This window comes from Tenacibaculum sp. SG-28 (genome assembly GCF_002954385.1).
Taxonomy (GTDB): domain Bacteria; phylum Bacteroidota; class Bacteroidia; order Flavobacteriales; family Flavobacteriaceae; genus Polaribacter.
In genome coordinates, this window is sequence record NZ_MQVY01000001.1 from 663,887 (window position 1) to 688,183 (window position 24,297).

Genomic DNA, 24,297 nt, shown 5'->3' on the forward strand with positions numbered 1-24,297 from the left:
AAGAAGTAGAAACATGGAATTGATATTAAAACAAGACGTAGAAAATTTAGGTTTTAAAGACGATGTCGTAACTGTTAAGAATGGTTATGGACGTAACTACCTAATACCTCAAGGTTATGCAATTTTAGCTACTTCTTCAGCTAAAAAAGTTTTAGCAGAAAATTTAAAGCAACGTGCTTTCAAAGAAGCTAAAGAGATTGAAGAGGCTAACAAAGTAGCAGATACTATTAAAGGTTACGAAATTAAGATAGCTTCTAAAGTTGGTACTGGAGATAAATTATTCGGTTCAGTTAACAATGCTGACTTAGCTGCTGCAATTGCTAAAGAAGGTACTGAAATTGATAGAAAATTTATCAAGGTTACTGGAGGTAATGTTAAAAGATTAGGTAAATACAATGCTGCGATTCGTTTGCACAGAACGATAGTTCTAGATATTACCTTTGAAGTTGTAGCTGAAAAGTAATTACAACGTTCACATAAATTATAAAGCCCGCTTGATGCGGGCTTTTTTTATAAACAAGGTTTTTCCTGTTTTTTTGTTATTTGCTAATTCATAAATTCGTGCAACAGATAAATTATTAGGGGAGTTTATCTGTGAAATTACACTATATACTAAGTTTTTTATAGCCTAATAGTGTTAAAAACTCCAATCTAATTTTAGATTGGAGTTTTCTTTATATCACTTTATAGGCTAACTTCTTCCTGATTGCGTAAAATGTCTTCTAGGGTTTCTCTCTTTCGAATTAAATAATCTTTACCATTGTAAAGCATAACCTCTGCGGGTCTGTATCTTGAATTGTAGTTAGATGACATGGAATAGCAATACGCCCCTGCATTGTGGAAACACAAGATATCTTCTTCTCTAATTTCTGAAATTCTTCGGTTGGATCCAAAGGTATCTGTTTCGCAAATATAACCTACGATGCTATAAAATCGTTCTCTCCCTTTCGGGTTCGAAATATTTTCTATATGATGGTATGAATTATAGAACATTGGTCGAATGAAATGATTTAAGCCACTATCAATACCTGCAAAAACTGTAGATGTTGTTTGTTTTATTACGTTTACTTTTGCTAAAAAAAATCCAGATTGACTCACTAAAAATTTACCGGGTTCAAACATCAAGGTTACATCTTTACCGTAATTTTCACAAAATTTATTGAATCTCTTGGTTAGCTTCTTTCCTAACTCTTGAATATCGGTGGCTATATCATCTTGCTTGTATGGAACTTTAAAGCCACTTCCAAAATCAATAAAATCAATATTATCAAATTGCTTCGCAACATCAAAAAGTATTTCTGTAGCTCGCAAAAAGGTATCGATATCTAAGATATCTGAACCGGTGTGCATATGTACACCATTAATATGCATCCCAGTGTTTTCGACAACTCTTTTTATATGAGGAACTTGGTGAATAGAAATACCAAATTTAGAGTCTATATGCCCTACTGATATTTTGCTATTTCCACCAGCCATGACATGCGGATTAATTCGGATACATATTGGTATTTCAGGGTGTTTTTGTCCAAATAATTCAAGAATGGAAAGATTGTCAATATTTATTTGAACTCCCATAGCAGCGACTTCCTCAATTTCATCAAGAGATACCCCATTTGGTGTATAAATAATGTCTTTCGGAGAAAAACCTGCTCGTAAACCTATTTTTACCTCTTGTATAGAAACAGTGTCTAACCCACTTTGTAAGGAATTGAAAACCTTTAGAATATTTATGTTTGACAACGCTTTTGCAGCATAGTTAATCTTGACGTTTTTTACCTTCGAAAAGGCTTTGGTTATTTCTTGGTATTGTCGGATAATTATATCCGTATCATAGAAGTATAAAGGGCATCCGTAGGTGTCTGCTAACCGTAGTAATTCACTCGAGTTCATAATCAATAAATAAATTCAAAACCAAAAGTATAAAAGTGTTTACGGCATCGAAATTTATTTTAAGAAATAAACATATCTTCTAGATTTGTAGAAAATAAAAAAACTAGAACGTCGCGTTCTAGTTTTTTATTTCCATGTATTATTACAATTAGTTTCTGTTGATTACATCTCCTGAACCCAGAGAATTGGAGTCAATTTTTTCAGGTTTACCCTTGTAGTAAATACTTCCCGAACCAATTACACTCGCTTTTAAAATTTTATTGACATAAGTTAAAATATCTCCTGATCCTGCAATGCTTGCATTTACTTTGTCGGTTTCTAAATCGTATGCTTTAATATTACCAGAGCCAGCTATTGCACAATCTAGAGTTTCTGTTTTTCCTTTTAGAATGATATTACCAGAACCACCAATAGCAGTTGAAATTTCTTTAGCATCTACGATGGCTTTAATATTTCCAGACCCACCTATACTTATTGCTATTGAATTAGATGTAATAGCTTTAAATGATTCGATGTTACCAGAACCACCAAGAGAAATTGCATCTAAAGAATTAAAAGGTACCACAATAGTAATGTCTTCTGTAGCTCTAATGTTGGTGTTGTCTTTAAACTTTAAAATTAAGTTATTTCGTCTTACGTAAGTTTCTATATATGGAAGTAGATTTTCTTCTGCTGCAACAGTAATTTCCCCAACATTTCCGGAAACTAATTTGACATCAAAGGAACCCTCTAAACTTATGGCTTCAAAACCTTCTACATTTCTTTTTTCTTTTATTAGGTTTCCATTTCCTTTCACTTTTTTTGAGTTCCACCAACTTTGCGCGTTACTGGTTTGCATTCCTGTGACGCATATTAGTAATGTTATGATTGCTTTTTTCATTTTAATAGTCTTTTAGTTGTTAAGTTTTAGTTTTACACTTCCATAGGAAGAATTTATTTTGATAGCCCCATTTGGACTCCCATTTCCAAACACGCCCTCATAGTAATTGTTGTTCGATTTTTTAATTCTTTTGAAGATCTCTGTGTTATTTTCAGGATAGCTAAAGTTAGCATAAGAAATGGCAATATTAAATTTGAAATTATTACTGCTTTTCGTTCCCATTTTTACACTTGCATAGTCACTATTTATAGTTACATCTTCAAAAGTATCTTCTAAGTTTTCAATTTGAATAGCTCCATAATCGGTACTTACTTTTAGTTTGGTTTTTAGTTTTCCAATTTTAATTGTTGTGTAATCAGAGCTTCCACTTATTTTCTCTATATTTTTAGCAGAAATAGTGCCGTAGTCACAATTAAAGTTTATGGATTTGGCATCGATAATTTTAAAATTGGAATAATCAGAGCTAAGTTTAAGCTCTTCGGTAGTGTCAATATCTAATTTGGAATAGTCTAAGGAAATGTTTCCTCCTTTAATGTAATTGATTTCCGAGGCACCACAATAATCCAAATTGATAACATTACTTTGATTTTGCAGTTGGTCGATGTAAACATTTCCGTATGCACATTTTATATCGGTTTTACCGGTAGTTTCATCAATTGCGATGTTTCCGTATTTATTTGTAAAATCTATATTATTTGTTTTCGGCATTTTAATGAAATAGTTCACTTTATACTCGATACTCTTTGTGTTCCAAAAAGACCAACGTGATTTATTTTTTTGTATGGTTGTTTTTGCCTCCACCAAATAGTCTGTGCCTTTGAAAGCAATCGTTATGCCATCTAATTTATCATTTACAGAAGAAATATCATCTCCCTTGACAGTAATAATTACTTTTATTTCAACTTTATTTTTGTCCCAAGTAGTTACATTTAAATTGCCATATTTATTGTCAATTAATACAACTGCATTGCCTAAGACATTAAAATCTTTAGAAATTGTTTTACTTTTTTCGTGTTTTTTATCTAAATTTTTGTTTCATTTGCCTGTAAAACGGTAGGCGAAAAAACAAAAATAGTATGATTTTAAAGATAATTTTCATTTTTCTTATTTGGTTTTATTTTTTCAGTTTTCGTTTCTAATGCTTTTAATAAATTGTCTAAAACATCTAGTCTTTGTTGGTAATTAAGTATCATCTTTTGAATTATGATTCTTTTATTATCATGGCTTTCTAATTCTGCACTAAGCCCGGTAAATTTATCTTCAAGTTCTTCAATTTCACTTAGGGAGTCTTCAATTATGGTCTCTGTTTGTAAATTTCTGTATTTTTCGACTTCTTTTAGCTCTTGGGTTATCGTAGACATGAAGAAGGATTCTGTCTCGGCCATTTTTGGAGACACCTTACTAAGGTTATACCCATTGTTTTTCTCCTGGATATTGTTTAGGGTTAGCCCTAATAAAAGTACAATCGAGGCAGCAATTCCTATCCAGCTCTTACTGTTTTGTTTTTTCTTTTTTAATCGTAATTCGAAGCGATTTTGATGCCCTTTTGGAGGCTCGTATATATCAAAATCTATATTTTCAATTATATTTTTTATGTCTTCACTCATTTAGTAATATTTAAATTCGTTGTATTGTAATATTTCTTTAAGCTTTTTCTTTGCTCTAGAAATCGTTGTTCTTACATTTTCGTTAGAATAGTTCAGTATGCTTGCAATTTCTTCATAATCATAGCCTTCAATAAAGTTTAAGGTTAATACTAACCTGTAATTTTCTTTCAAACTATTAATAGCCTGCATAATTTCTTTTGCTTGGTATGTTGTATTAACAAAAGATGCTTCTGTTTCTTCTTCTGTTTCTGTTGTTGGAACTATTTCTAATTTAACCTCCCGATATTTTATGTTTTTTTTGAGTTGTGTTAGACTTTTATTAATCACAATCTTTTTTAACCAAGCACCAAAACTCACCTCTCCTTTGAAGCTTTCTATTTTTGTAAAAGCGGTTAGGAATGCTTCCTGCATTATATCCTCCGCTTCGTATTCATCTCTTAGTATTCTATATGAGGTATTATACATTGCTCTGCAATATTTATTATACAACTTTAACTGCGCAGATTTCTTTTTCTTGATGCACCCCTCAATTAATAAATTGTTATCTCTATTTTTCAAGTTTGAATAGTAGTCTTTATTTAAAAGACAAAATACTATTGGATATGTTACAGTTTTATTAATTTAATTTTTAAAAAAAATGATAAATATATTTTATTGATAAAAAATATCACTTTGTAATTTTCAAAATAAATTTTAAAATAGGTGAAAATATGTATATTTGAGCAATGAGTAAATCGGTTAAAATAGTGGAGTGTCCAAGAGATGCAATGCAAGGCATCAAAAGTCACTTTATAGAGACAGAAAGCAAAGCAAAATACATCAATTCTTTATTAAGAGTAGGCTTTGATACTATCGATTTTGGTAGTTTTGTATCTCCAAAAGCGATACCTCAGATGCGAGATACTGCAGCTGTTTTAGAGAAATTAGATTTGTCGAACACTACCAGTAAATTATTGGCAATTGTAGCTAATGTTAGAGGTGCCAATGATGCTTGTGCTTTTGAGGAAATTGATTATTTAGGGTATCCTTTTTCCATTTCTGAAAATTTTCAAATGCGAAATACCCACAAGACAATAGAACAGTCTATAGGTACCTTACAAGAGGTTCTATCTATTGCTAATCGGAATAACAAAAAGGTAGTAGCATATTTGTCTATGGGTTTTGGCAATCCATATGGAGATCCTTGGAATGTTGATATTGTTGGGGAATGGACAGAAAAACTTAGTACTTTTGGTGTAAAAATATTATCTTTATCAGATACTATTGGAAGTTCCACTCCGTCGGTAATTTCCTATTTGTTTTCGAATCTCATACCAGCATATCCAGATATAGAATTCGGGGCGCATTTGCATACCACCTCAGATACATGGTTAGAGAAAGTAGACAGTGCTTATAGAGCAGGATGCAGACGTTTTGACGGTGCTATTAAAGGATATGGTGGATGTCCGATGGCTAAAGATGATCTAACCGGAAATATGCCAACAGAAAAATTATTGTCGTATTTTACGACGAACAAAGTAGAAACAAATATTAAACCTATGAGTTTTGAAAGTGCTTATAATAAAGCACTCGATATTTTTTAGAGTTATGAAATTTATTGTATTACTTTCTTCTATTATTTTTTCATTTTTTCATTATTCTTCGGGGGATGAAAAATCGGATCTTGGACCATTATAAATGGAAAGTTTAATAAGAATAATTCCAAAAATGATGCGTTAGCTGCCTATCATTGGCAAACATTTTATGAAATATTTCCCAAGGATCTCACCAAAAAATACATAAAACAAATTGTTCTAATCTCCGATGGACTAGATGAGAAAACAGGGGCAATAGGTGCTTTGAATAAAAGAAACGACCAGTGGCAACTTGTGATCGATACTTTAGATGTTAATTTTAGGTCTAAAGACAAAACAAGATTAAGAGAATCGGTATACACCCTTATTCATGAGTTTGGTCATTTGCTAACCTTAAATAACACACAAATTCGTCCCACTTCTAAGTCGCAACAAGTAGAGGGTGCACCGTATCTTACCGTAGAAGGAGAGGCGTATAAATACAGTTATTTAAACAAGTTCGTCTCGCTATTCTGGAAAGGAAAATTACTCGATAGATGGGATTACATCAAAGAGCGACATTGTTTTATTGAAGACAGTGAATTGTGTATTGAAAAATTATTCGGTTTGTATACAGAGAATTACTCTGATTTTGTAACCGATTATGCTGCTGAAAGTCCTGAGGAAGACATTGTTGAAAGCTGGACGTATTTTGTTTTAAAAGACAAGGTAAAAAAGCCAAGGACTATAGCTCAAAAAAAAATAAATTTTTTTTACCAATATCCTGAACTAGTTGCATATCGTGCCTCCATTCGTAATAACATCAAAAAATACATTCAGTAAGCACTGCAAAATTTTATGCCTTATATATTTGGTTTTTTGGATATTGTTCTAAAATAATTGCAAAGCTATTTGTTGTAATTTCAAGACTTTTCACGCTATTCTTTAGAGGTAATTTCTGTGTTGTATCCTCCATGATAGCATCAGTATTTCTTAAATATATATATATATATGGTTACCCACATACTTAGAGGTTAGTTTTAATTTTGGTAAGAAGATATTGCAGTATCTTTTCTTTACTGGTTTTGTCTTTGTTAATGCTGTAGAACTTACGGTTTTTGTTGAAAAAGAGGTTGTTAACCTCTGCTATTATTAATCTTAAATTGAAAGTTACATATTCTATATTGTTCCGAAAGTTTTTTCCTTTAATTTGTGTAAATTTGTCGTCAAAATAAGTTTTTTTAAAAAATGAAAGTATCATATAATTGGTTACGTCAATTTTTGCAATTTGATCTAGAAATTGAAAAAGTAGGAGAACTGCTTACCGACCTTGGTCTTGAGGTGGAGGGAATTGAGAAGGTAGAGAGTATTAAAGGTAGTCTAGCAGGTGTAGTTGTAGGAAAAGTATTGACTTGTGATAAACATCCAAATGCAGATAAACTCAATATTACCACAGTAGATTTAGGAGATGGTTCTGCCGTTCAAATTGTTTGTGGTGCTCCAAACGTCGCTGCAGGTCAAATGGTTCCAGTGGCAACTATTGGAACTGTATTATACGATGCTAAAGGCGAAGGATTTAAAATAAAAAAAGGAAAAATAAGGGGAGAGGAGAGTCATGGAATGATATGTGCCGAAGACGAATTAGGTCTTGGTAGTAGTCATGAAGGTATTTTAGTTCTCGATGAAAATTTAGTAGTAGGTACACCTTGTGCGGAGGTTTTTAATATTGAGATAGATTACGTTTTCGAAATTGGTTTAACACCAAATAGAGCAGACGCGATGAGTCACTACGGCGTGGCACGTGATCTTAGGGCTGGTTTAATTCAACAAGGTACAAGTTTAGAGTTGATTTCTCCATCAGTATCTGATTTTCACGTCGATGAGCGCACCTTTAAGATTGATATTGAAGTTGCTGATAGAGAACTAACGCCAAGATATTGTGGGATTTCCATAACTGATATTCAAGTAAAAGATTCGCCAGAATGGATACAAAATAGATTGAAGGCGATTGGAATTACTCCTAAAAATAATATTGTAGATATTACAAATTATGTATTACACGAGCTTGGTCAGCCGCTTCATGCTTTTGATGCCGCTAAAATTAGAGGAAATAAAATAGTTGTTAAAAACGCAGAAGAAGGAACTAAGTTTACCACCTTAGACGAAGTAGAACGCGAACTCTCTTCAGAAGACATTATGATATGTGATGCAGAACACAATCCGCTTTGCATTGCAGGAGTGTTTGGAGGATTGCATTCCGGTGTAAATGAGCATACGAATTCTATTTTTTTAGAAAGTGCCTATTTTAATCCCGTATCGGTAAGAAAAACAGCAAAAAGGCATGCGCTGAACACAGATGCTTCTTTTAGATTTGAGCGAGGTATAGATATTAATATGACAAAATATGCCTTGAAGAGAGCTGCATTGTTAATTGAAGAATATGCGGGAGGTAAGTTGTCTTCGGATGTACTAGATTTCTATCCAGAAAAAATGGAAGACTTTCAAGTTTTTCTTTCTTTTGAAAACGCGTATCGATTAATCGGACAAGAAATTCCTGAGGAAACCATAAAAAATATTTTAGCATCATTAGATATAAAAATAAGCAGTGTAACAGAGGCAGGACTAGGTTTAACTATCCCTTCTTATCGCGTTGATGTTCAGCGAGAAGCAGATATAATCGAAGAGATATTACGTGTTTATGGCTATAATAATGTTGAATTTTCACACAAGTTAAATACTTCTATTTCTTTTGTCGCTAACCAACAGACAAAAATTGAAAATACCACAGCGAATCAATTGACTGCGTTGGGCTTTAACGAGACTATGGCAAACTCGTTAACGAAACCAGAGTATGTAGAAGTCTTGGAAAGTTTAAACGAAGATCATAATGTTACCATGCTTAATCCTTTGAGTAATGATTTAAAAGTTATGCGTCAGTCGTTACTATTTAGTGGTTTAGAAAGTGTAGCGTACAATATAAATCGCAAACAAAATGCTTTAAAATTCTATGAATTTGGAAAATCCTATCATAAATACGATAGTGGTTACGAAGAAAAAAAACACTTAACTTTATTTGTAACTGGGGTTAAAAGCAAAGATACCTGGACTCGTAAATCAGAAGGAGCTAACTTCTTCTACATAAAAGGTATTGTTAATGTTTTATTGGAAAAGTTAGGATTGGTACATGTGAAATCGACACCTACAAAATCTGATGTTTTTTCGGAAGGTATCACCCTAAGTATAGGGAAAACTAAAATAGCAGATGTTGGTGTTGTAAAACCTACTATACTAAAAAAGTTTTCCATAAAACAAGAAGTTCTTTTTGCTGATTTTAATTGGCAAAATGTATTAGATCTTGTAAAAAATAAGAAAATTAAGGTTGTCGAATTACCCAAGTTTCCTTCTGTAAAACGTGATTTAGCCTTGCTTTTAAACAAGGAAGTGGATTTTAAAGAAATTTATAATTTAGCCTTCCAATCGGAAAGAAAACTTTTAAAAGAAGTAGATTTATTCGACGTTTACCAAGGAGATAATTTACCAGAAGGTAAGAAATCCTATGCAGTGAGTTTTGTTCTTCAGAACGAAAAGAAAACACTTGCAGAGAAAGAGATTGAAAAAATTATGCAAAAGTTACAGCGCACGTTTGAAAAAAATCTTGATGCTGTTTTACGATAAAATAAAAAACTCCATACTTTGGAGTTTTTTATATATAAAATATTATGACCCTATATCTATAAAGAGTTTTGTCTATGTACAAGTTAATAATCCGACCCATATTTTTTCTTTTTGATCCCGAAAAAGTACACTATTTTACCTTTGGCTTAATTCGTTTTTTAAGTAAGGTACCTCTAGTTTCTCCCTTATTCAGAAGCTTGTATCAAATTAAAGATAAAAAGTTAGAAAGAAACTTATTTGGTTTAACATTTAAAAATCCTGTTGGTTTAGCTGCAGGTTTTGATAAAAATGCTGTACTTTATAAAGAACTCAGTAATTTTGGTTTTGGTTTTATTGAGATTGGTACGGTTACACCAAAAGCACAGCAGGGAAATCCTAAAAAAAGACTTTTTAGATTAAAAGAAGACCAAGGTATCATAAATAGAATGGGCTTTAACAACGATGGATTAGAGGCGGCTATTTCAAAATTGAAAAGTAATAACGGAAAGGTTATAATTGGCGGGAATATTGGTAAAAATACCAATACCGATCCAGATCACTACACCGACGACTATGTAACTTGTTTTAAAGGCTTACATCCCTATGTAGATTATTTTGTTCTCAATGTAAGTTGTCCGAATGTAAGTAGCCATGCAAAATTAGAGGATGTTGCTTACTTATATGAATTAATTTCAGAGGTTCAAAAGTTAAACAATAAAGAGGAAGTACAACGCCCTATCTTATTAAAAATCGCTCCAGATCTTAACGACAATCAATTAGACGAAATTATTACACTAGTGTCTGAAACCAAAATAGACGGTGTAATTGCTTCGAATACCTCTGTATTCAGGGAGGGCTTACAGATGTCTAAGTCTGCACTTGATGCTATTGGAAATGGTGGTTTAAGTGGGCAACCTATTAAAGACAGAAGTACCCGAGTTATTCAATATTTGGCAACAAAGTCTAACAAAGCTTTTCCTATTGTTGGAGTGGGAGGGATACATTCAGAAAAAGATGCTTTAGAAAAAATAAATGCAGGCGCTGATTTAGTACAGATTTACACCGGTTTCGTATACGAGGGACCAAAACTTGTGAAGCGTATTAATAAAGCAATTATAGAGCAGTTGTAATGCTTGAAATTTTAGTTTCCTTTGTTTTAGCAACTGCAACATTAGCTTGTTCTCCTGGCCCGGATAATATATTTGTATTAACGCAAAGTATCGTTAATGGTAAAAAATTTGGATTAGCAACGGTTGCTGGTTTAATGTCAGGATGTCTCATTCATACCACTTTGGTTGCTTTTGGTGTTTCTGAATTACTAAAAGCAAATGCACAGCTTTTTTTTAGTATTAGATTATTTGGTGCCGGTTATATGCTATATCTGGCTTATATGGTTTACAAAAGTGATGCGTCTATAATTTTTTCGACAGAAGGTGTGAAACAAAAGACAACTTCAGAATTGTTTAAAATTGGGTTTACCATGAATGTTTTAAATCCAAAAGTTACTATTTTCTTTGTTGCTTTTTTTCCACAATTTTTATTTTCCGACACTATCTCAACAGTAGTGCAATTTTATGTTTTAGGTTTTTTATTCATTATAACTTCGCTGATTATATTTTCTACTATTGCCATACTGGCGGAACAATATCTGATTATATAAAGAAAAACAAAAGTATTGGCTACTTGTTAAAATGGTTGCAAATTATTGTATTTACTACTATTGCGATATTTATTTTACTTTAATTCTTTTGTTGTTTTATTTTTTAAAAAAATAAAACAATAATTCTAACGGATGTTCTAATTCATCATTCTGATATTTTTTTTTGCAACCTTTTGTAAACTTACACTCTTTTAATTGTCTGTATGTGTAACTGCCAATGTTTCTAGATTATCTTGCGCTCTGTAATTTTCAGGATTTATTTCTAAGGCTTTTTTGAAGGCTATTTTCGCATTAATAGTGTCTTTGTTTTTAAGATATGCATTACCGAGAAAATAAAATGGCATAGATTGTTTTGGGTGTAGTATACTATTTATTTTTGCGGTATTAATGGCCTTTGTATATTTTTTGTTTCTAGTGAAAGATCGCGTTAATTTTCGAAGTGTAGAACTGGATATGGTTTTGTCTAATGAGTCTTTATTTTGAATTTTTAAATATCCTGCTAACGCCATTTCGTAATTGTTTTCATTAAGGTATTCTCTTGGAGTTTTTTCTCCTTCTTTTAGTTTTTCAAATACATAGGTTAATTCTTTATGTTCTCTCTTTTTTGCCAACGTGATTTTATTATTAATGGTATCGAATACCAGTTTTTCATTCATTTCTTTTACATAAAATGTGCTGTCATTAATTCGTGTTGGAATAAGCTCTTTGTTACGCCAATTAATTAGTAGCTTTTCATTTTTAAAGTAAACTTGAATGGTTTCATCGGAATTAAAGTAATAACGTCCGGTTGCTTTCGTTATAAACTCCCGACTGTTTACGCTTCTAGAACAACTAAATAAAAATGCGGCAAGGAAAAATATGGTGTAGTATCTTTTCATAATATTTAACTTGTCTTATGTGACGAACTAATCCTACTTTTGTTACATCGAAAACGTTGTTTTATTTATTCTTGGCATAACAATTGTATTTATTTGTTATACTACTAATCTTTTTCTATATTTAAGTAGTTATAGTACAAGAAATTACAGGTAAAGTGGCTGTTTTCCTTACATTATTAAAGGAATGTATAGTGCCAACATGACAGAAAATATAATATGAGTAAATCAAAAATAATACAATTAGACAATTTGTCGCTTCAAGATGTTTTTAATGAGAATTCGGAGTTAATTCCCCTCTTAACACCTGAAGATGAAGAAAACATGAATAATGAAGAGATTCCTGAGCAACTTCCTATTCTGCCTTTAAAGAATACGGTTCTTTTTCCTGGCGTTGTTATTCCAATAACAGCGGGTAGAGATAAATCTATTCAGCTTATCAAAGATGCCAATAAAGGAAACAAGGTTATTGGTGTTGTAGCGCAACGAAATGAAGATGTAGAAGACCCTTCTGCTAATGACGTATATGGTACAGGTGTTGTCGCTCAAATTTTAAGGGTGTTAAAAATGCCAGATGGAAATACTACCGTAATTATTCAGGGGAAAAAACGTTTTGAAATAGAGGAAATTGTTCAAGATGTTCCCTATTTGAAAGCAATCGTAAAAGAAGCTAAAGACGAACGGGATATTGATGATAAAAAGGAGTTTGACGCCATTATAGAGTCGATCAAAGAAATAGCTTTAGAGGTTATTAAGGAAAACCCTATGCTTCCATCCGAAGCTTCCTTTGCCATAAAGAATATTGAATCCAGTTCTTTTTTGGTTAATTTTATTTCCTCTAATATGGAATTAAGTGTTGCGCAGAAACAAGTTTTGTTAGAGAAAGATAACCTTAAAGAACGTGCACTTTTAACACTTAAAAATTTAGATAAAGAGTTGCAAAAACTACAATTGCGCAATGATATTCAGTCGAAAACTAGATCTGATCTAGACAAGCAGCAAAGAGAATATTATCTCAATCAGCAATTAAAAACGATTCAAGATGAATTAGGTGGAGTTTCACACGATCAAGAACTCGATGAAATGCGTTCAAAATCAAAAACAAAGAAATGGAACAAAGAGGTAGCAGAGGTTTTTGATAAAGAATTAAATAGGTTAAAACGCATGAATCCGCAAATGGCGGAATATGGCGTACAGCGCAACTATTTAGAGTTGATGTTAGAATTACCATGGGGAGAATATTCAGAGGATAAATTTGATCTAAAAAAAGCGCAAAAGATACTAGATAGAGATCATTTTGGCCTTGAAAAAGTTAAGGATAGAATTATTGAGCACCTTGCAGTTTTAAAACTTCGTGGGGATATGAAGTCTCCAATCATTTGTTTGTATGGTCCTCCGGGTGTTGGGAAAACCTCCTTAGGGAAGTCTGTTGCAGAGGCTTTGGGAAGAAAATATGTTCGAATGTCTTTGGGTGGTTTACGCGATGAGGCTGAAATTAGAGGGCATAGAAAAACCTACATTGGAGCAATGCCAGGACGTCTAATACAGAATATAAAAAAGTCTGGAACTTCGAATCCGGTTTTTGTTTTAGATGAAATTGACAAGTTAGGACAAAGTCATCAAGGTGATCCATCTTCTGCGATGTTAGAGGTATTAGACCCGGAACAGAACACAGAGTTTTACGATAATTATTTAGAAGTTGGTTTTGATCTCTCTAAGATTCTTTTTATCGCTACAGCCAATAATTTAGGACAGATTCCTTGGGCTCTCCGCGATAGAATGGAAATTATTAATGTTACCGGATATACAATTGAGGAAAAGATTGAAATCGCAAAAAAATATTTATTACCAAAACAGTTAAAAGAACACGGCTTAACCGAAGTTCATTTGAAATTAGGTAAAAGTCAAATTGAAAAAATTGTTGAAGGTTACACCAGAGAATCTGGTGTTCGTGGTTTAGAAAAACACATCGCTAAAGTAGTGCGTTACGCCGCAAAATCTATTGCAATGGAGGAGGAGTATACCGTTTCGCTTTCCAATGATGATATTGAAACCATACTAGGACCAGCAAGATTAGAACGCGATAAATATGAAAATAACGATACTGCAGGAGTAGTTACAGGTCTTGCCTGGACAAGTGTCGGTGGAGATATTTTGTTTATCGAGTCTATCCTATCGAAAGGAAAAGGGAATCTTTCCATAACCGGAAACCTAGGAACGGTGATGAAAGAATCTTCTACGATAGCAATGAAATATATAAAAGCAAATGCTGAAGATTTTGGAATTTCCACAGAAGTTTTAAACACTTATGATGTTCATATTCATGTTCCGGAAGGAGCAACTCCTAAAGATGGTCCAAGTGCCGGTATTACCATGTTAACCTCTTTGGTTTCTTTATTTACACAACGAAAAGTAAAGAATAAATTAGCGATGACTGGAGAGATTACTTTGCGGGGTAAGGTGTTGCCGGTTGGTGGTATTAAAGAAAAAATATTGGCAGCTAAAAGAGCTAATATAAAGGATATCATCTTGTGTGAAGAAAACAGAAAAGATATAGAAGAAATAAAGAAAAGTTATTTAAAAGGTTTAAAGTTTCATTACGTTACAGAGATGCATGAGGTAATTGCTGTTGCATTGACCAAACAAAAGGTAAAAAACGCGAGAAAACTCTAACGACAATAGCGCAACATAAAAAAAGGCATTTCTAATTAGAAATGCCTTTTTTATTGTTCATGAAATTTTATGCATACATTTTTTCTCGTAGCTCTTTAACCTTTGTATCACTTAAATATTCGTCAAAAGTTGCATATTTATCAATTACCCCTTTTGGTGTAATTTCAATAATTCTATTGGCTACTGTTTGTGCAAATTCATGGTCATGTGTCGTAAATAGCACGGTACCTTTAAAATTTATTAAAGAGTTGTTTAATGCTTGAATAGATTCTAGATCTAAATGATTTGTAGGCTCGTCTACCAATAAAATATTGGCTCTAGTCATCATCATTCTAGATAGCATGCATCGCACCTTTTCACCTCCAGAAAGTACATTGCTTTTCTTAAGAGCTTCTTCTCCTGAAAAAATCATTTTTCCTAAAAAACCTCTAAGGTAAACTTCTTCTCTTTCTTCTTCAGTTTTAGCATATTGGCGAAGCCAATCTACTAAATTTAATTCTCCATTTTGAAAAAATTCTGAATTGTCAGAAGGCAAATACGATTGTGTTGTAGTTACTCCCCAGCTAAACTTTCCACTATCAGCCTTTTCATTATTGGTAATAACTTGGTAAAAAGCAGTGGTGGCTTTAGAGTTTTTTGAAATTATTGCTACTTTATCTCCTTTGTTCAAATTGATATCAATGTTAGAAAAAAGAAGTTCTCCTTCATGATCTGTTTTAGTGAGATTTTCCACATTTAAAATTTGATCTCCCGCTTCTCTATCTCTGTCAAAAATTATCGCTGGATATCGTCTACTTGAAGGTTTTATTTCTTCAACATTTAATTTTTCAATCATCTTTTTACGAGATGTCGCTTGCTTAGACTTGGCAACATTCGCAGAAAATCTTCGAATAAACTCTTCTAATTCTTTCTTTTTGTCTTCTGCTTTTTTATTTTGTTGCTGTCTTTGTTTTGCTGCTAATTGACTCGACTCGTACCAAAAGGTATAATTTCCTGAATAATGATTTATTTTTCCATAGTCAATATCGGATATATGCGTACAAACAGCATCTAAAAAGTGTCTGTCGTGAGATACTACAATGACTGTGTTGTCGTAATTGGCGAGAAAACTCTCTAACCATGAAATCGTTTCAAAATCTAAATCATTGGTAGGCTCATCCATAATTAAGACATCTGGAGAACCAAAAAGTGCTTGTGCCAATAGTACACGTACTTTTTGTTTTCCATCTAAATCTTTCATTAGTGAATAGTGCAGGTCTTCTTTAATACCAAGGTTGGATAGCATGGCAGCAGCCTCAGAATCTGCATTCCAACCATTCATTTCTTCAAAAGTAACCTGAAGCTCCCCGATCTTTTCTGCGTTTTCATCTGTGTAATCAGCATACAAGGCATCAATTTCTTTTTTAATGGCAAATAATTCTTTATTCCCCATGATAACAGTTTCTAAAACAGGAACCTCATCAAAAGCATAATGGTCCTGAGAGAGTACAGACATTCTTTTTCCTGTTTCCAAATGAACTTGCCCAGAGGTTGGTTCAATTTTTCCAGAAAGAATTTTTAAAAAAGTAGACTTTCCAGCACCGTTCGCTCCGATAATACCGTAACAATTCCCTTGGGTAAATTTTGTATTCACTTCATCAAATAAAATTCGTTTACCAAACTGCACTGATAAATTTGAAACTGATAACATTTTTAGCTTTTTAAAATTTTTGCAAAAGTATAAAATTTAATAGGTTTACTGCTACTCCTTGAATTTTATTTGCTCAAAATTGTAAAAAAAATGTGTTGTCTTTTAACATTGAATTAACATCTTAATATAGGACATAATGTTACTTTTGATAGTTGCATTAATGCATAAACCACGAAAATGACAAAGTATTTATTTTCTGTTGTATTTCTTTTATCTTTAATTGGATGCAATTCCAAAGTAGAAAAAAAATACACCTATTTTGGAGGTAAAATTATCAATCCTAAAGGGTGTTTTGTGGTTCTGCTTAACCACAAGGGATTTGTAGATACTATTCCAGTAGAAAGAGGATTAAATACGTTTTTTAAAAAATATGAAAATTTTGAAGCAGGAGTATATCGTTTCAAACACGGTGTTGAGTTTCAAGACATTTTCATGGAACCAAATGATAGCTTAATGCTGCGATTAAATACCTGGGATTTTGATGAGTCTTTGGTATACAGTGGATCAAATGCAAAACGTAATAATCTTCTCATTGAAACATTTTTGCAAAACGAGGTTGCAACTAAAGACTTGTTGATTAATAATACGAATAGCGAGTCTGAAATACTTAAAATGGCAGATTCTATTTTAACGGTCAGGAACAATACCTACACCAATTATTTGAAAAATTACCCGGAAGAATCAGAAAATTTTCAGACCATTTTATCTATAGCATTGCGTTATCCGTTGTATTCCAACTTAGAAACCTATGCTAGAAAATATAATTTGCAAAATCGAAAAAAGTTGTCTGCAAATTTTTACGATTTTCGAAAAGACATTGCATACCGAAATGATTCTTTACTCTATTTCGGTCCCTATCAACAGTATGTAATGGAAAAAATTGTATATGATTCTAGTCTTAGTTCCGGTTCAGAGAGTTCCGAACAGTTTGTAGTAGACTTATTAAACAATACCAATAAAGAAATCAAGGATACCGCATTTAGAAATCAATTACTTTATGATATTACCATATCTTTTTCGAAAAGCGGATACCGATAAATTCCAAACAGCATTTCAAACTTTTTTTGAATTAAGTACCAATAGTAAGGATAAAGAAGAGGTTCAAAATTTAATAAATGATTTTAGTTTTTTTGATGAGAATAACTCGTTGCCTAATATTCAATTAGAATCTCCTACTGGAGATTTAGTGGACATTGCAGAGTTACTGAATAAAAACAATGCAGTTTTTTATTTTTATAATGCTAAAAACGATGTTAAAGGAAGAGTTTGTTCTCGATTTAATTATCTTGTAAATAAATATCCAACTATAGACTTTAAGTTTATTCATCAAGCATCAAAAAAAGGTAAAGGATCTTATTTTAAAAGAATTCCTATCAAATACCAATATAAGATACCTGAAACAAGTTCGGCTACTAATTTTTTAGTAAGTAATTTTTCCAAACTAATCATTGCCAATAAAAACGGTGAGGTAGAAAAAGTTTATGCTGGTTTGAGAAGTGTTGATATGGAGGATGACTTACTCGAATTGCAGAAAAATAATTAAAAAGCCCTTTGTTTCATCAAATTAGCGTAAATTTGCGCCGTCCAAAATATTCCCTAAAGAATATTATTAATTAAAAAGAATTCATAGATGGGCATCTGTGAGTTCGAAAATCACAGTATGTCAACATTTTCAGAATTAGGGCTCAAAGAGCCTATTAAGAAAGCCTTGGTAGATTTAGGCTATGAAACACCTACCGTTATTCAGGAAAAAGCAATTCCGCAAATTATTAACTCCGATCAAGATTTAAAAGCCTTTGCGCAAACAGGAACTGGTAAAACAGCTGCCTTTAGTCTTCCGATTATAGAGCAAGTAGATCCTTCGATTAAAAGTACACAAGCCATTATTTTATCACCTACGAGAGAGCTTGCTGTACAAATAGGAAAAAATATAGAAGAATTTTCAAAGTACATTCCTGATTTGAAAGTTGCCACAGTGTATGGAGGTGCTAATATCGAACAACAAATCAAACAGCTCAAAAAAGGGGTTCAAATTGTCATAGGTACACCAGGTAGAACGGTTGATCTTATTAAACGAAGAGTTTTAAATTTAAGCCAAGTGCAATGGTTAGTTTTGGATGAAGCAGATGAAATGCTCAACATGGGATTCAAGGATGAATTGGATAAAGTATTGGAGGCTACGCCAGAATCAAAACAGACATTATTGTTTTCTGCCACGTTTCCAAAAGAAGTTGAAGCGATCGCTAAAAACTACATGTCTGATCCAGTAGAAATTACATCCGGTCAAAAAAATCAGGGTTCTGATAATGTAAGTCATGAGTATTACTTAGTTACTGAACGCACGAGATACGCTGCATTAAAGAGAGTAGCAGATGTTAACCCGAATATATACGCTATTGTTTTTTGTAGAACGCGAAGAGAGACGCAAGAGGTAGCAGATTTTTTAATCAGAGATGGTTATAGTGCCGATGCATTGCACGGTGATTTATCACAGGGGCAACGCGATAGTGTTATGGAGAAATTTCGAAAGAAGAATATCCAAATGTTAGTGGCAACTGATGTTGCAGCAAGAGGTTTAGATGTAGACAATTTAACTCATGTGATAAATCACAAACTGCCCGATCAAATAGAAAATTACAACCACCGAAGTGGTCGTACTGGTAGAGCAGGAAATAAAGGAATTTCAATAGCTTTAGTTACGAAGAAAGAGAGAGGTCGTTTACATCCAATTGAACGTATCATTAAAAAGAAGTTTGTGCATACTCCGGTGCCATCTGGTAAGGAAATATGTGAAAAGCAGTTGTTTCATTTAATAGATAAGGTCAAAAATATTTCTGTAAATGAAGAAGAAATTGCTGAATTTACGCCAGCGATTAATGAAATGTTAGCGGGTCTTTCTAGAGAAGAACTCATCCAAAAATTTGTATCACTAGAGTTCAATACCTTTTTATCATATTATCAAAACGCTCCCGATCTCAATGATTTATCTTCTAAAGAAAATTCTAGAGGAAGATCTTCTAGTGAGGATATGACACGATTCTTCATTAATTTAGGGAGAAAAGATCGCCTAAATCCTGCCAAATTAATTGGACTAATTAACGACCAAGGAATTGGAGATAAAATCGAAATAGGAGCAATTGATATTTTAGATACTTTTTCATTTTTTGAATTGGATAAAAATTTTGAGGAACAAGCTTTATTGAAGTTTCAAGAAAATGAACCCGATTTTAATGGTAGGAATGTAAATATAGAAATTACAAAAACCGATAGAGGAGGCGGTAGAGACAGAAATCGACGCAGAGGTAAATCAGGTGGTGGTTTTAACGGAAAGAGAAGAAGTAGAGATGCAAAGCCTAATTCTAAAAGGGAATTTGGCAGGAGGAGAGAAGACACTTCTCCTAAAAAAGCACATTCTGGTTTCGGCAGAAGACGCAGAAAATCGTAAATTCCTTTGGTAGTTTATACAATAAAACACAGTAGATACGTATCCACTGTGTTTTTTATTTATGGGATATATCGTTTATAGTTAGATATTTATCTAAACTTAAATTAGGCTAATAGAATAAAAACACGTAAATTTGCACTCCTTTTTACAGTAACAGATTAGGAAAGGATTAAAGAATTTTTTTATACGTTTAATTTCTCTTTGCGTTAATATTGTTAATAATCTGGTTAACAAAAAGATACAAAAATCATTTCAGACATGTCTGAAGAAACAAAAAACACAGCAGAAGCTGTAAATCCAGCAGAATTTTTAGCAACTTTTGATTGGCATAAATACGAAGAAGGTATTGAAGCTGTAGATGAAGCTAAATTAAAAGAATTTGAAACTGCTCTTGAAGGAACTGTAGGTTTCGTAAATGAGCGCGATGTAATTGAAGGTTTGGTGGTTCGTATTACGGATCGCGATGCTATTATTGATATCAACTCTAAATCAGAAGGAGTAATATCTTTAAATGAATTTCGTTACAACCCAAATTTAGCCGTTGGTGATAAAGTAGAGGTATTAGTTGACAAGAGAGAAGATGCTTCTGGTCAATTGGTATTATCTCACAAGAAAGCGAGAGTAATTAAGGCTTGGGATCGCGTTAACAATGCACATGAAACAGGTGAAATCGTAAATGGTTTTGTGAAGTGCAGAACTCGTGGAGGTATGATTGTGGATGTATTTGGTATCGAAGCTTTCTTACCAGGTTCTCAAATCGATGTTAAACCGATCCGTGACTACGATCAATATGTGGAGAAAACAATGGAATTCAAGGTTGTTAAAATTAACCATGAATTTAAAAACGTTGTTGTATCACACAAAGCTTTAATTGAAGCTGATTTAGAAGATCAAAAGCGTGAAATTATAGGTCAATTAGAAAAAGGACAAGTACTAGAAGGTGTTGTTAAAAACATCACTTCATACGGAGTATTTGTGGATTTAGGTGGTGTTGATGGATTAGTTCATATTACAGATTTGTCATGGTCTCGTATTAACCATCCGAATGAAGTAGTAGAATTAGACCAAAAATTAAATGTTGTAATCCTTGATTTTGATGATAACAAATCAAGAATTCAGTTAGGGTTGAAACAATTATCTGCGCATCCTTGGGAAGCATTAAGTTCTGATCTTAAAGTTGGAGATAAAGTAAAAGGTAAAGTTGTTGTTCTTGCTGACTACGGTGCATTTGTAGAAGTAGAGGATGGCGTTGAAGGTTTAATTCACGTTTCAGAAATGTCATGGTCAACGCACCTTCGTTCTGCACAAGACTTTGTTCAAGTTGGCGACGAAGTAGAGGCTCAAATCTTAACCTTAGACCGTGAAGAGCGTAAAATGTCTTTAGGTATGAAGCAATTGCACCCTGACCCATGGACAGACATCACTACAAAGTATCCTGTTGGTTCTAAACATACAGGTACTGTTCGCAACTATACCAATTTCGGTGTTTTTGTGGAGTTAGAGGAAGGTATTGATGGCTTAGTATACATCTCTGATTTATCTTGGACAAAGAAAATCAAGCATCCATCTGATTTTGTAACTGTAGGAGATAAACTTGAAGTTCAAGTTTTAGAATTAGATGTTGAGAATCGTAAATTAAACTTAGGACACAAACAAACGCAAGACAATCCTTGGGATGCACATCAAGCGACCTACGCTATCGGATCTATCCATGAAGGAACTGTTAAAGAAAAGAATGACAAAGGTGCAACCGTTTCTTTTGCTGATGGAGTGGAAGCTTTTGCTCCTTCTCGTTTCTTAGACAAAGAAGATGGAGGTAAATTAGCTAAAGGGGATACTGTAAAATTCCAGGTAGTTGAATTTAGCAAAGAATACAGAAGAATCGTTGTTTCTCATACGTCTATCTTTAGAGAAGAGGAACAAAAGAATGTGAAGGCTGCCGCTAAGAAAGCACAAGAAGTAGAGAAAACTACTTTAGGTGATATTGGAGGTCTAGCTGAATTAAAGAAAAAAATGGAAGGAAAATAAACCTCCCTCTATTAAATAATTCTTGTAAGCTGTCTAGAAATATTCTAGGCAGCTTTTTTTGTACTTAATCTTAGCGTTTAGGTGTTTTGTAATTAGTAAAAAGTTGTCATAAAACTTACTTTTTTAGCGGTTATATTGGGTTTTATTATCGAAAATATATTTTTTGTTGTTTTTTATTATCGTAACTACAAATATTATTTATTTTAATAATTGTTTGTTTTTAAATGGTTTAAAGTTTGTAGTTTTGCACTGTCTAATAATAAATTCGATTACCATACTATGCCTTAAGATTCTTTCCCTTTATAATACTTATTGATGCTATACCTATGGCATTAATACCTAACCATAGCGCATTTTACATTTATCATAAATGTTCTTTTACAGAGAGGTAATCCCCTCATGTTTATTTTTTATTTGAACCAAAACTTTCATTCAAATAAAATGGTTCCCTTAATTCTTTATCCAATTATTAACTCGTTACATAATAATGAAAATAGCAAAACGATTTGTTTTTGCTCTAGTCTCTTTTTTTATCTTGTTTCCAATACCTGCCCAAGAAAAGTTAACTACTTTATTAAAAACTAATAAACTAGAACTTATCGATGTAGAGGAGTATTTTGAAGCAAATAACATAACACCTCTTTCATGTATAGAACAACATAACCTAACGGATGTAAGTAGTATTATACCTGCAATGGGTCGCAGTGAAGTGGATGCTGCATATGTGTTTAATATTTATTTCCATATCTTAAATGATACTAATGGAACAAGACAGATTGCTGTTAATGAGGAGGACTTACTAGATGCAGTAGCAAATTTAAATATAGCTTTTAACACCTTTAGTATATTTTTCAAATACAATGGTTTTGGAGTTATTAATGCCTCCGACATGGGTGTCGTTTACTTCACCGGAAGCAATAGTTTGGATTCTTTAGTGGCGCATTCAAAAGCTGCAAATTATTACAAAGAAGATTCCTTTAATGTATTTATCGCTTCATCGATATTTCACAATATGCAAAATCGTACTCCAATAGCAGGTATTGCTAACAAACCTGGAACAAATTGTGCAATAGATGATGAATATCTATTAACCTCTACATTTCCGCATGAAATTGCCCATAATTTTTTACTACATCACACGCATCATAATTGGAATAATTCGGATTGTAAGTTAGTTAATTTAAACGATTATGTAGAAGACACAAAACCTTCCGTTCCTTATTCTTCAGCACACATTAAGCACGATTGTTCCTCTTATATAGGGGAACAAAACATGAATAATTGTTCAAATTCATTACAATCGGTTCCTGCTAATAATTTTATGAGTTCTAATGTTTTACCCTGTAGATCGCTTCAAAATGCATATTTTACACAAGGACAAGGAGCTCGTATGCGTTCTATTATTAGTTTTAGATGGTTAGAATTGTACGAGGATAAACAAAATACCATAGAGAGTCTATACGAACCTGTTTCTGGAGGTTATGAAAACGGTGTATATAGTCCTAATACTATTCCGCTTATATTTCAAAAAGGGTTTGATTATCAATTTGTCGATTGTGATAACCCTACCATAATAAGGGAGTCTTATGCCAAAAACGAAACTCCAAAGCATCATCCGGTGAATACAGCAATTAAAATTCTACAAGTATCTTCCAAAGCATTAAAATGTAATATCGAGAAATCATCACGAGTTTATGGAGGCGAAATTTATAGCTTTGGTATGGGATTGGGAGGAAACTATAAAGTGTTTAAATTAACTACCAATGAGATGGAAAATAATGTAATTTTAAATAATTTACCACTAGGATACAATCTTATAAAAACCATTGATCAACATGGGAAAAAAAGTAGTAAAATGATTTTTAGACTAAAAAAATAATAACAATACTAACATAAATTTACTTTAGAAATCAGTTTTACTATAATTATGTTAAAATAAAAAGTTATTCATAGTTTATTTTTTAATTTTTACTTAAATTGTCTACAAAAAATTACAAAAAACTATTGTTTTAAGTGTTTGTGTTATTACATTGTATAAACCCTTTATTATTAATGTTTTATCATAAGTAATGAAACCTTTTCATGCACTAACGCAACCAAAAAAATCGATATTTTTAGAAAATGGATAAGTTAAGATTACTACTACTTGAAGATTCTGATGCAGAAGCTAATAAGCTAATTGCTTTTTTAGAAGCAAACGATTATGAGATTATACGTGTAAAAAATATATTTGACGCAGAAAAAGAGATAAGAAAAAGATATTTTGATGTTGTAATTCTAGACATAATTATTAATGGTAAGCCTGATGGTATTGAATTTGCAAAAAAATAAATGACAACAGT

19 protein-coding genes and 1 pseudogene are annotated in these 24,297 nt (G+C 32.6%); 13 read left to right on the forward strand and 7 right to left on the reverse strand.

What is annotated here, in order from left to right; genetic code table 11:
* Positions 1-13 precede the first annotated feature (13 nt).
* A complete protein-coding gene (rplI, locus tag BSU00_RS02880; RefSeq protein WP_105003036.1) occupies positions 14-463 on the forward strand; it encodes a 50S ribosomal protein L9 in 450 nt (149 codons plus the stop codon).
* A 221-nt stretch (positions 464-684) separates the two neighbouring features.
* Here rplI and lysA read toward each other — a convergent pair whose 3' ends face one another.
* From lysA to BSU00_RS02905, 5 genes are all read right to left on the reverse strand, one after another.
* A complete protein-coding gene (gene lysA / locus BSU00_RS02885; RefSeq protein ID WP_105003037.1) occupies positions 685-1,890 on the reverse strand; it encodes a diaminopimelate decarboxylase in 1,206 nt (401 codons plus the stop codon).
* Positions 1,891-2,038: 148 nt separating this feature from the next.
* The gene (locus BSU00_RS02890; protein WP_105003038.1) at positions 2,039-2,770 is read right to left on the reverse strand and encodes a head GIN domain-containing protein; all 732 of its coding nucleotides are present in this window, start codon (positions 2,768-2,770) and stop codon (positions 2,039-2,041) included.
* Between the two features lie 12 nt (positions 2,771-2,782).
* Positions 2,783-3,478 carry a hypothetical protein gene (locus tag BSU00_RS02895; RefSeq protein WP_146104778.1) on the reverse strand — a complete coding sequence of 232 codons (696 nt, stop codon included), beginning with the start codon at positions 3,476-3,478 and terminating at the stop codon, positions 2,783-2,785.
* 374 nt (positions 3,479-3,852) lie between these two features.
* Positions 3,853-4,377 carry a hypothetical protein gene (locus BSU00_RS02900; protein WP_105003040.1) on the reverse strand — a complete coding sequence of 175 codons (525 nt, stop codon included), beginning with the start codon at positions 4,375-4,377 and terminating at the stop codon, positions 3,853-3,855.
* Positions 4,378-4,935, reverse strand: coding sequence for an RNA polymerase sigma factor (locus BSU00_RS02905; RefSeq protein WP_255402266.1), 558 nt, complete (start codon positions 4,933-4,935; stop codon positions 4,378-4,380).
* Positions 4,936-5,102: 167 nt separating this feature from the next.
* On the opposite strand from BSU00_RS02905, the gene BSU00_RS02910 reads away from it, so the two are divergent.
* From BSU00_RS02910 to BSU00_RS02935, 5 genes and pseudogenes are all read left to right on the forward strand, one after another.
* Positions 5,103-5,960, forward strand: coding sequence for a hydroxymethylglutaryl-CoA lyase (locus tag BSU00_RS02910; RefSeq protein ID WP_105003041.1), 858 nt, complete (start codon positions 5,103-5,105; stop codon positions 5,958-5,960).
* A gap of 255 nt (positions 5,961-6,215) precedes the next feature.
* Positions 6,216-6,773, forward strand: a complete 558-nt coding sequence (locus BSU00_RS02915; RefSeq protein WP_146104779.1) for a hypothetical protein — start codon at positions 6,216-6,218, stop codon at positions 6,771-6,773.
* Positions 6,774-7,178: 405 nt separating this feature from the next.
* A complete protein-coding gene (gene pheT / locus BSU00_RS02925; RefSeq protein WP_105003044.1) occupies positions 7,179-9,605 on the forward strand; it encodes a phenylalanine--tRNA ligase subunit beta in 2,427 nt (808 codons plus the stop codon).
* A gap of 74 nt (positions 9,606-9,679) precedes the next feature.
* Complete coding sequence (locus BSU00_RS02930) at positions 9,680-10,714, forward strand: quinone-dependent dihydroorotate dehydrogenase (protein ID WP_105003045.1); 1,035 nt, start codon at positions 9,680-9,682, stop codon at positions 10,712-10,714.
* Positions 10,714-11,327 (forward strand): annotated as a pseudogene (locus BSU00_RS02935) (LysE family translocator). The gene BSU00_RS02930 and the pseudogene BSU00_RS02935 overlap by 1 nt, the downstream one beginning before the upstream one ends.
* A gap of 108 nt (positions 11,328-11,435) precedes the next feature.
* Here the strand turns inward: BSU00_RS02935 and BSU00_RS02940 are convergent.
* Positions 11,436-12,122 (reverse strand): lipopolysaccharide assembly protein LapB, encoded by a 687-nt coding sequence (locus BSU00_RS02940; RefSeq protein WP_105003046.1) that lies wholly within the window; start codon positions 12,120-12,122, stop codon positions 11,436-11,438.
* Between the two features lie 216 nt (positions 12,123-12,338).
* Here BSU00_RS02940 and lon point away from each other — a divergent pair, with 216 nt between their 5' ends.
* Positions 12,339-14,792: an endopeptidase La gene (gene lon / locus BSU00_RS02945; protein ID WP_105003047.1), complete on the forward strand. Its 2,454-nt coding sequence runs from the start codon at positions 12,339-12,341 to the stop codon at positions 14,790-14,792.
* Positions 14,793-14,859: 67 nt separating this feature from the next.
* Here lon and BSU00_RS02950 read toward each other — a convergent pair whose 3' ends face one another.
* On the reverse strand, positions 14,860-16,482 hold the full coding sequence (locus BSU00_RS02950) for an ABC-F family ATP-binding cassette domain-containing protein (RefSeq protein WP_105003048.1): 1,623 nt from the start codon (positions 16,480-16,482) through the stop codon (positions 14,860-14,862).
* 177 nt (positions 16,483-16,659) lie between these two features.
* On the opposite strand from BSU00_RS02950, the gene BSU00_RS02955 reads away from it, so the two are divergent.
* The 6 genes from BSU00_RS02955 (at position 16,660) to BSU00_RS02980 (ending at position 24,286) form a co-directional block, all read left to right on the forward strand.
* Positions 16,660-17,520: a hypothetical protein gene (locus BSU00_RS02955; RefSeq protein WP_105003049.1), complete on the forward strand. Its 861-nt coding sequence runs from the start codon at positions 16,660-16,662 to the stop codon at positions 17,518-17,520.
* A complete protein-coding gene (locus tag BSU00_RS02960; protein WP_105003050.1) occupies positions 17,480-18,025 on the forward strand; it encodes a hypothetical protein in 546 nt (181 codons plus the stop codon). Before BSU00_RS02955 ends, BSU00_RS02960 begins: the two co-directional genes overlap by 41 nt.
* Positions 18,026-18,142: 117 nt before the next feature.
* A complete protein-coding gene (locus tag BSU00_RS02965; RefSeq protein WP_105003051.1) occupies positions 18,143-19,927 on the forward strand; it encodes a DEAD/DEAH box helicase in 1,785 nt (594 codons plus the stop codon).
* Between the two features lie 258 nt (positions 19,928-20,185).
* Positions 20,186-21,955, forward strand: coding sequence for a 30S ribosomal protein S1 (rpsA, locus tag BSU00_RS02970; protein ID WP_105003052.1), 1,770 nt, complete (start codon positions 20,186-20,188; stop codon positions 21,953-21,955).
* Positions 21,956-22,442: 487 nt separating this feature from the next.
* Positions 22,443-23,834 carry a hypothetical protein gene (locus BSU00_RS02975; RefSeq protein WP_105003053.1) on the forward strand — a complete coding sequence of 464 codons (1,392 nt, stop codon included), beginning with the start codon at positions 22,443-22,445 and terminating at the stop codon, positions 23,832-23,834.
* A 242-nt stretch (positions 23,835-24,076) separates the two neighbouring features.
* A complete protein-coding gene (locus tag BSU00_RS02980; RefSeq protein WP_105003054.1) occupies positions 24,077-24,286 on the forward strand; it encodes a response regulator in 210 nt (69 codons plus the stop codon).
* Positions 24,287-24,297 lie beyond the last annotated feature (11 nt).

Coding starts and splice junctions, on each gene's coding strand:
- BSU00_RS02980 (WP_105003054.1), top strand. CDS start 24,077: ATGGATAAGTTAAGATTACTACTACTTGAAGATTCTGATGCAGAAGCT.
- lysA (WP_105003037.1), bottom strand. CDS start 1,890: ATGAACTCGAGTGAATTACTACGGTTAGCAGACACCTACGGATGCCCT.
- BSU00_RS02975 (WP_105003053.1), top strand. CDS start 22,443: ATGAAAATAGCAAAACGATTTGTTTTTGCTCTAGTCTCTTTTTTTATC.
- rplI (WP_105003036.1), top strand. CDS start 14: ATGGAATTGATATTAAAACAAGACGTAGAAAATTTAGGTTTTAAAGAC.
- BSU00_RS02890 (WP_105003038.1), bottom strand. CDS start 2,770: ATGAAAAAAGCAATCATAACATTACTAATATGCGTCACAGGAATGCAA.
- rpsA (WP_105003052.1), top strand. CDS start 20,186: ATGTCTGAAGAAACAAAAAACACAGCAGAAGCTGTAAATCCAGCAGAA.
- lon (WP_105003047.1), top strand. CDS start 12,339: ATGAGTAAATCAAAAATAATACAATTAGACAATTTGTCGCTTCAAGAT.
- BSU00_RS02965 (WP_105003051.1), top strand. CDS start 18,143: ATGTCAACATTTTCAGAATTAGGGCTCAAAGAGCCTATTAAGAAAGCC.
- BSU00_RS02910 (WP_105003041.1), top strand. CDS start 5,103: ATGAGTAAATCGGTTAAAATAGTGGAGTGTCCAAGAGATGCAATGCAA.
- BSU00_RS02900 (WP_105003040.1), bottom strand. CDS start 4,377: ATGAGTGAAGACATAAAAAATATAATTGAAAATATAGATTTTGATATA.
- BSU00_RS02895 (WP_146104778.1), bottom strand. CDS start 3,478: ATGCCGAAAACAAATAATATAGATTTTACAAATAAATACGGAAACATC.
- BSU00_RS02955 (WP_105003049.1), top strand. CDS start 16,660: ATGACAAAGTATTTATTTTCTGTTGTATTTCTTTTATCTTTAATTGGA.
- pheT (WP_105003044.1), top strand. CDS start 7,179: ATGAAAGTATCATATAATTGGTTACGTCAATTTTTGCAATTTGATCTA.
- BSU00_RS02960 (WP_105003050.1), top strand. CDS start 17,480: ATGATATTACCATATCTTTTTCGAAAAGCGGATACCGATAAATTCCAA.
- BSU00_RS02940 (WP_105003046.1), bottom strand. CDS start 12,122: ATGAAAAGATACTACACCATATTTTTCCTTGCCGCATTTTTATTTAGT.
- BSU00_RS02930 (WP_105003045.1), top strand. CDS start 9,680: ATGTACAAGTTAATAATCCGACCCATATTTTTTCTTTTTGATCCCGAA.
- BSU00_RS02950 (WP_105003048.1), bottom strand. CDS start 16,482: ATGTTATCAGTTTCAAATTTATCAGTGCAGTTTGGTAAACGAATTTTA.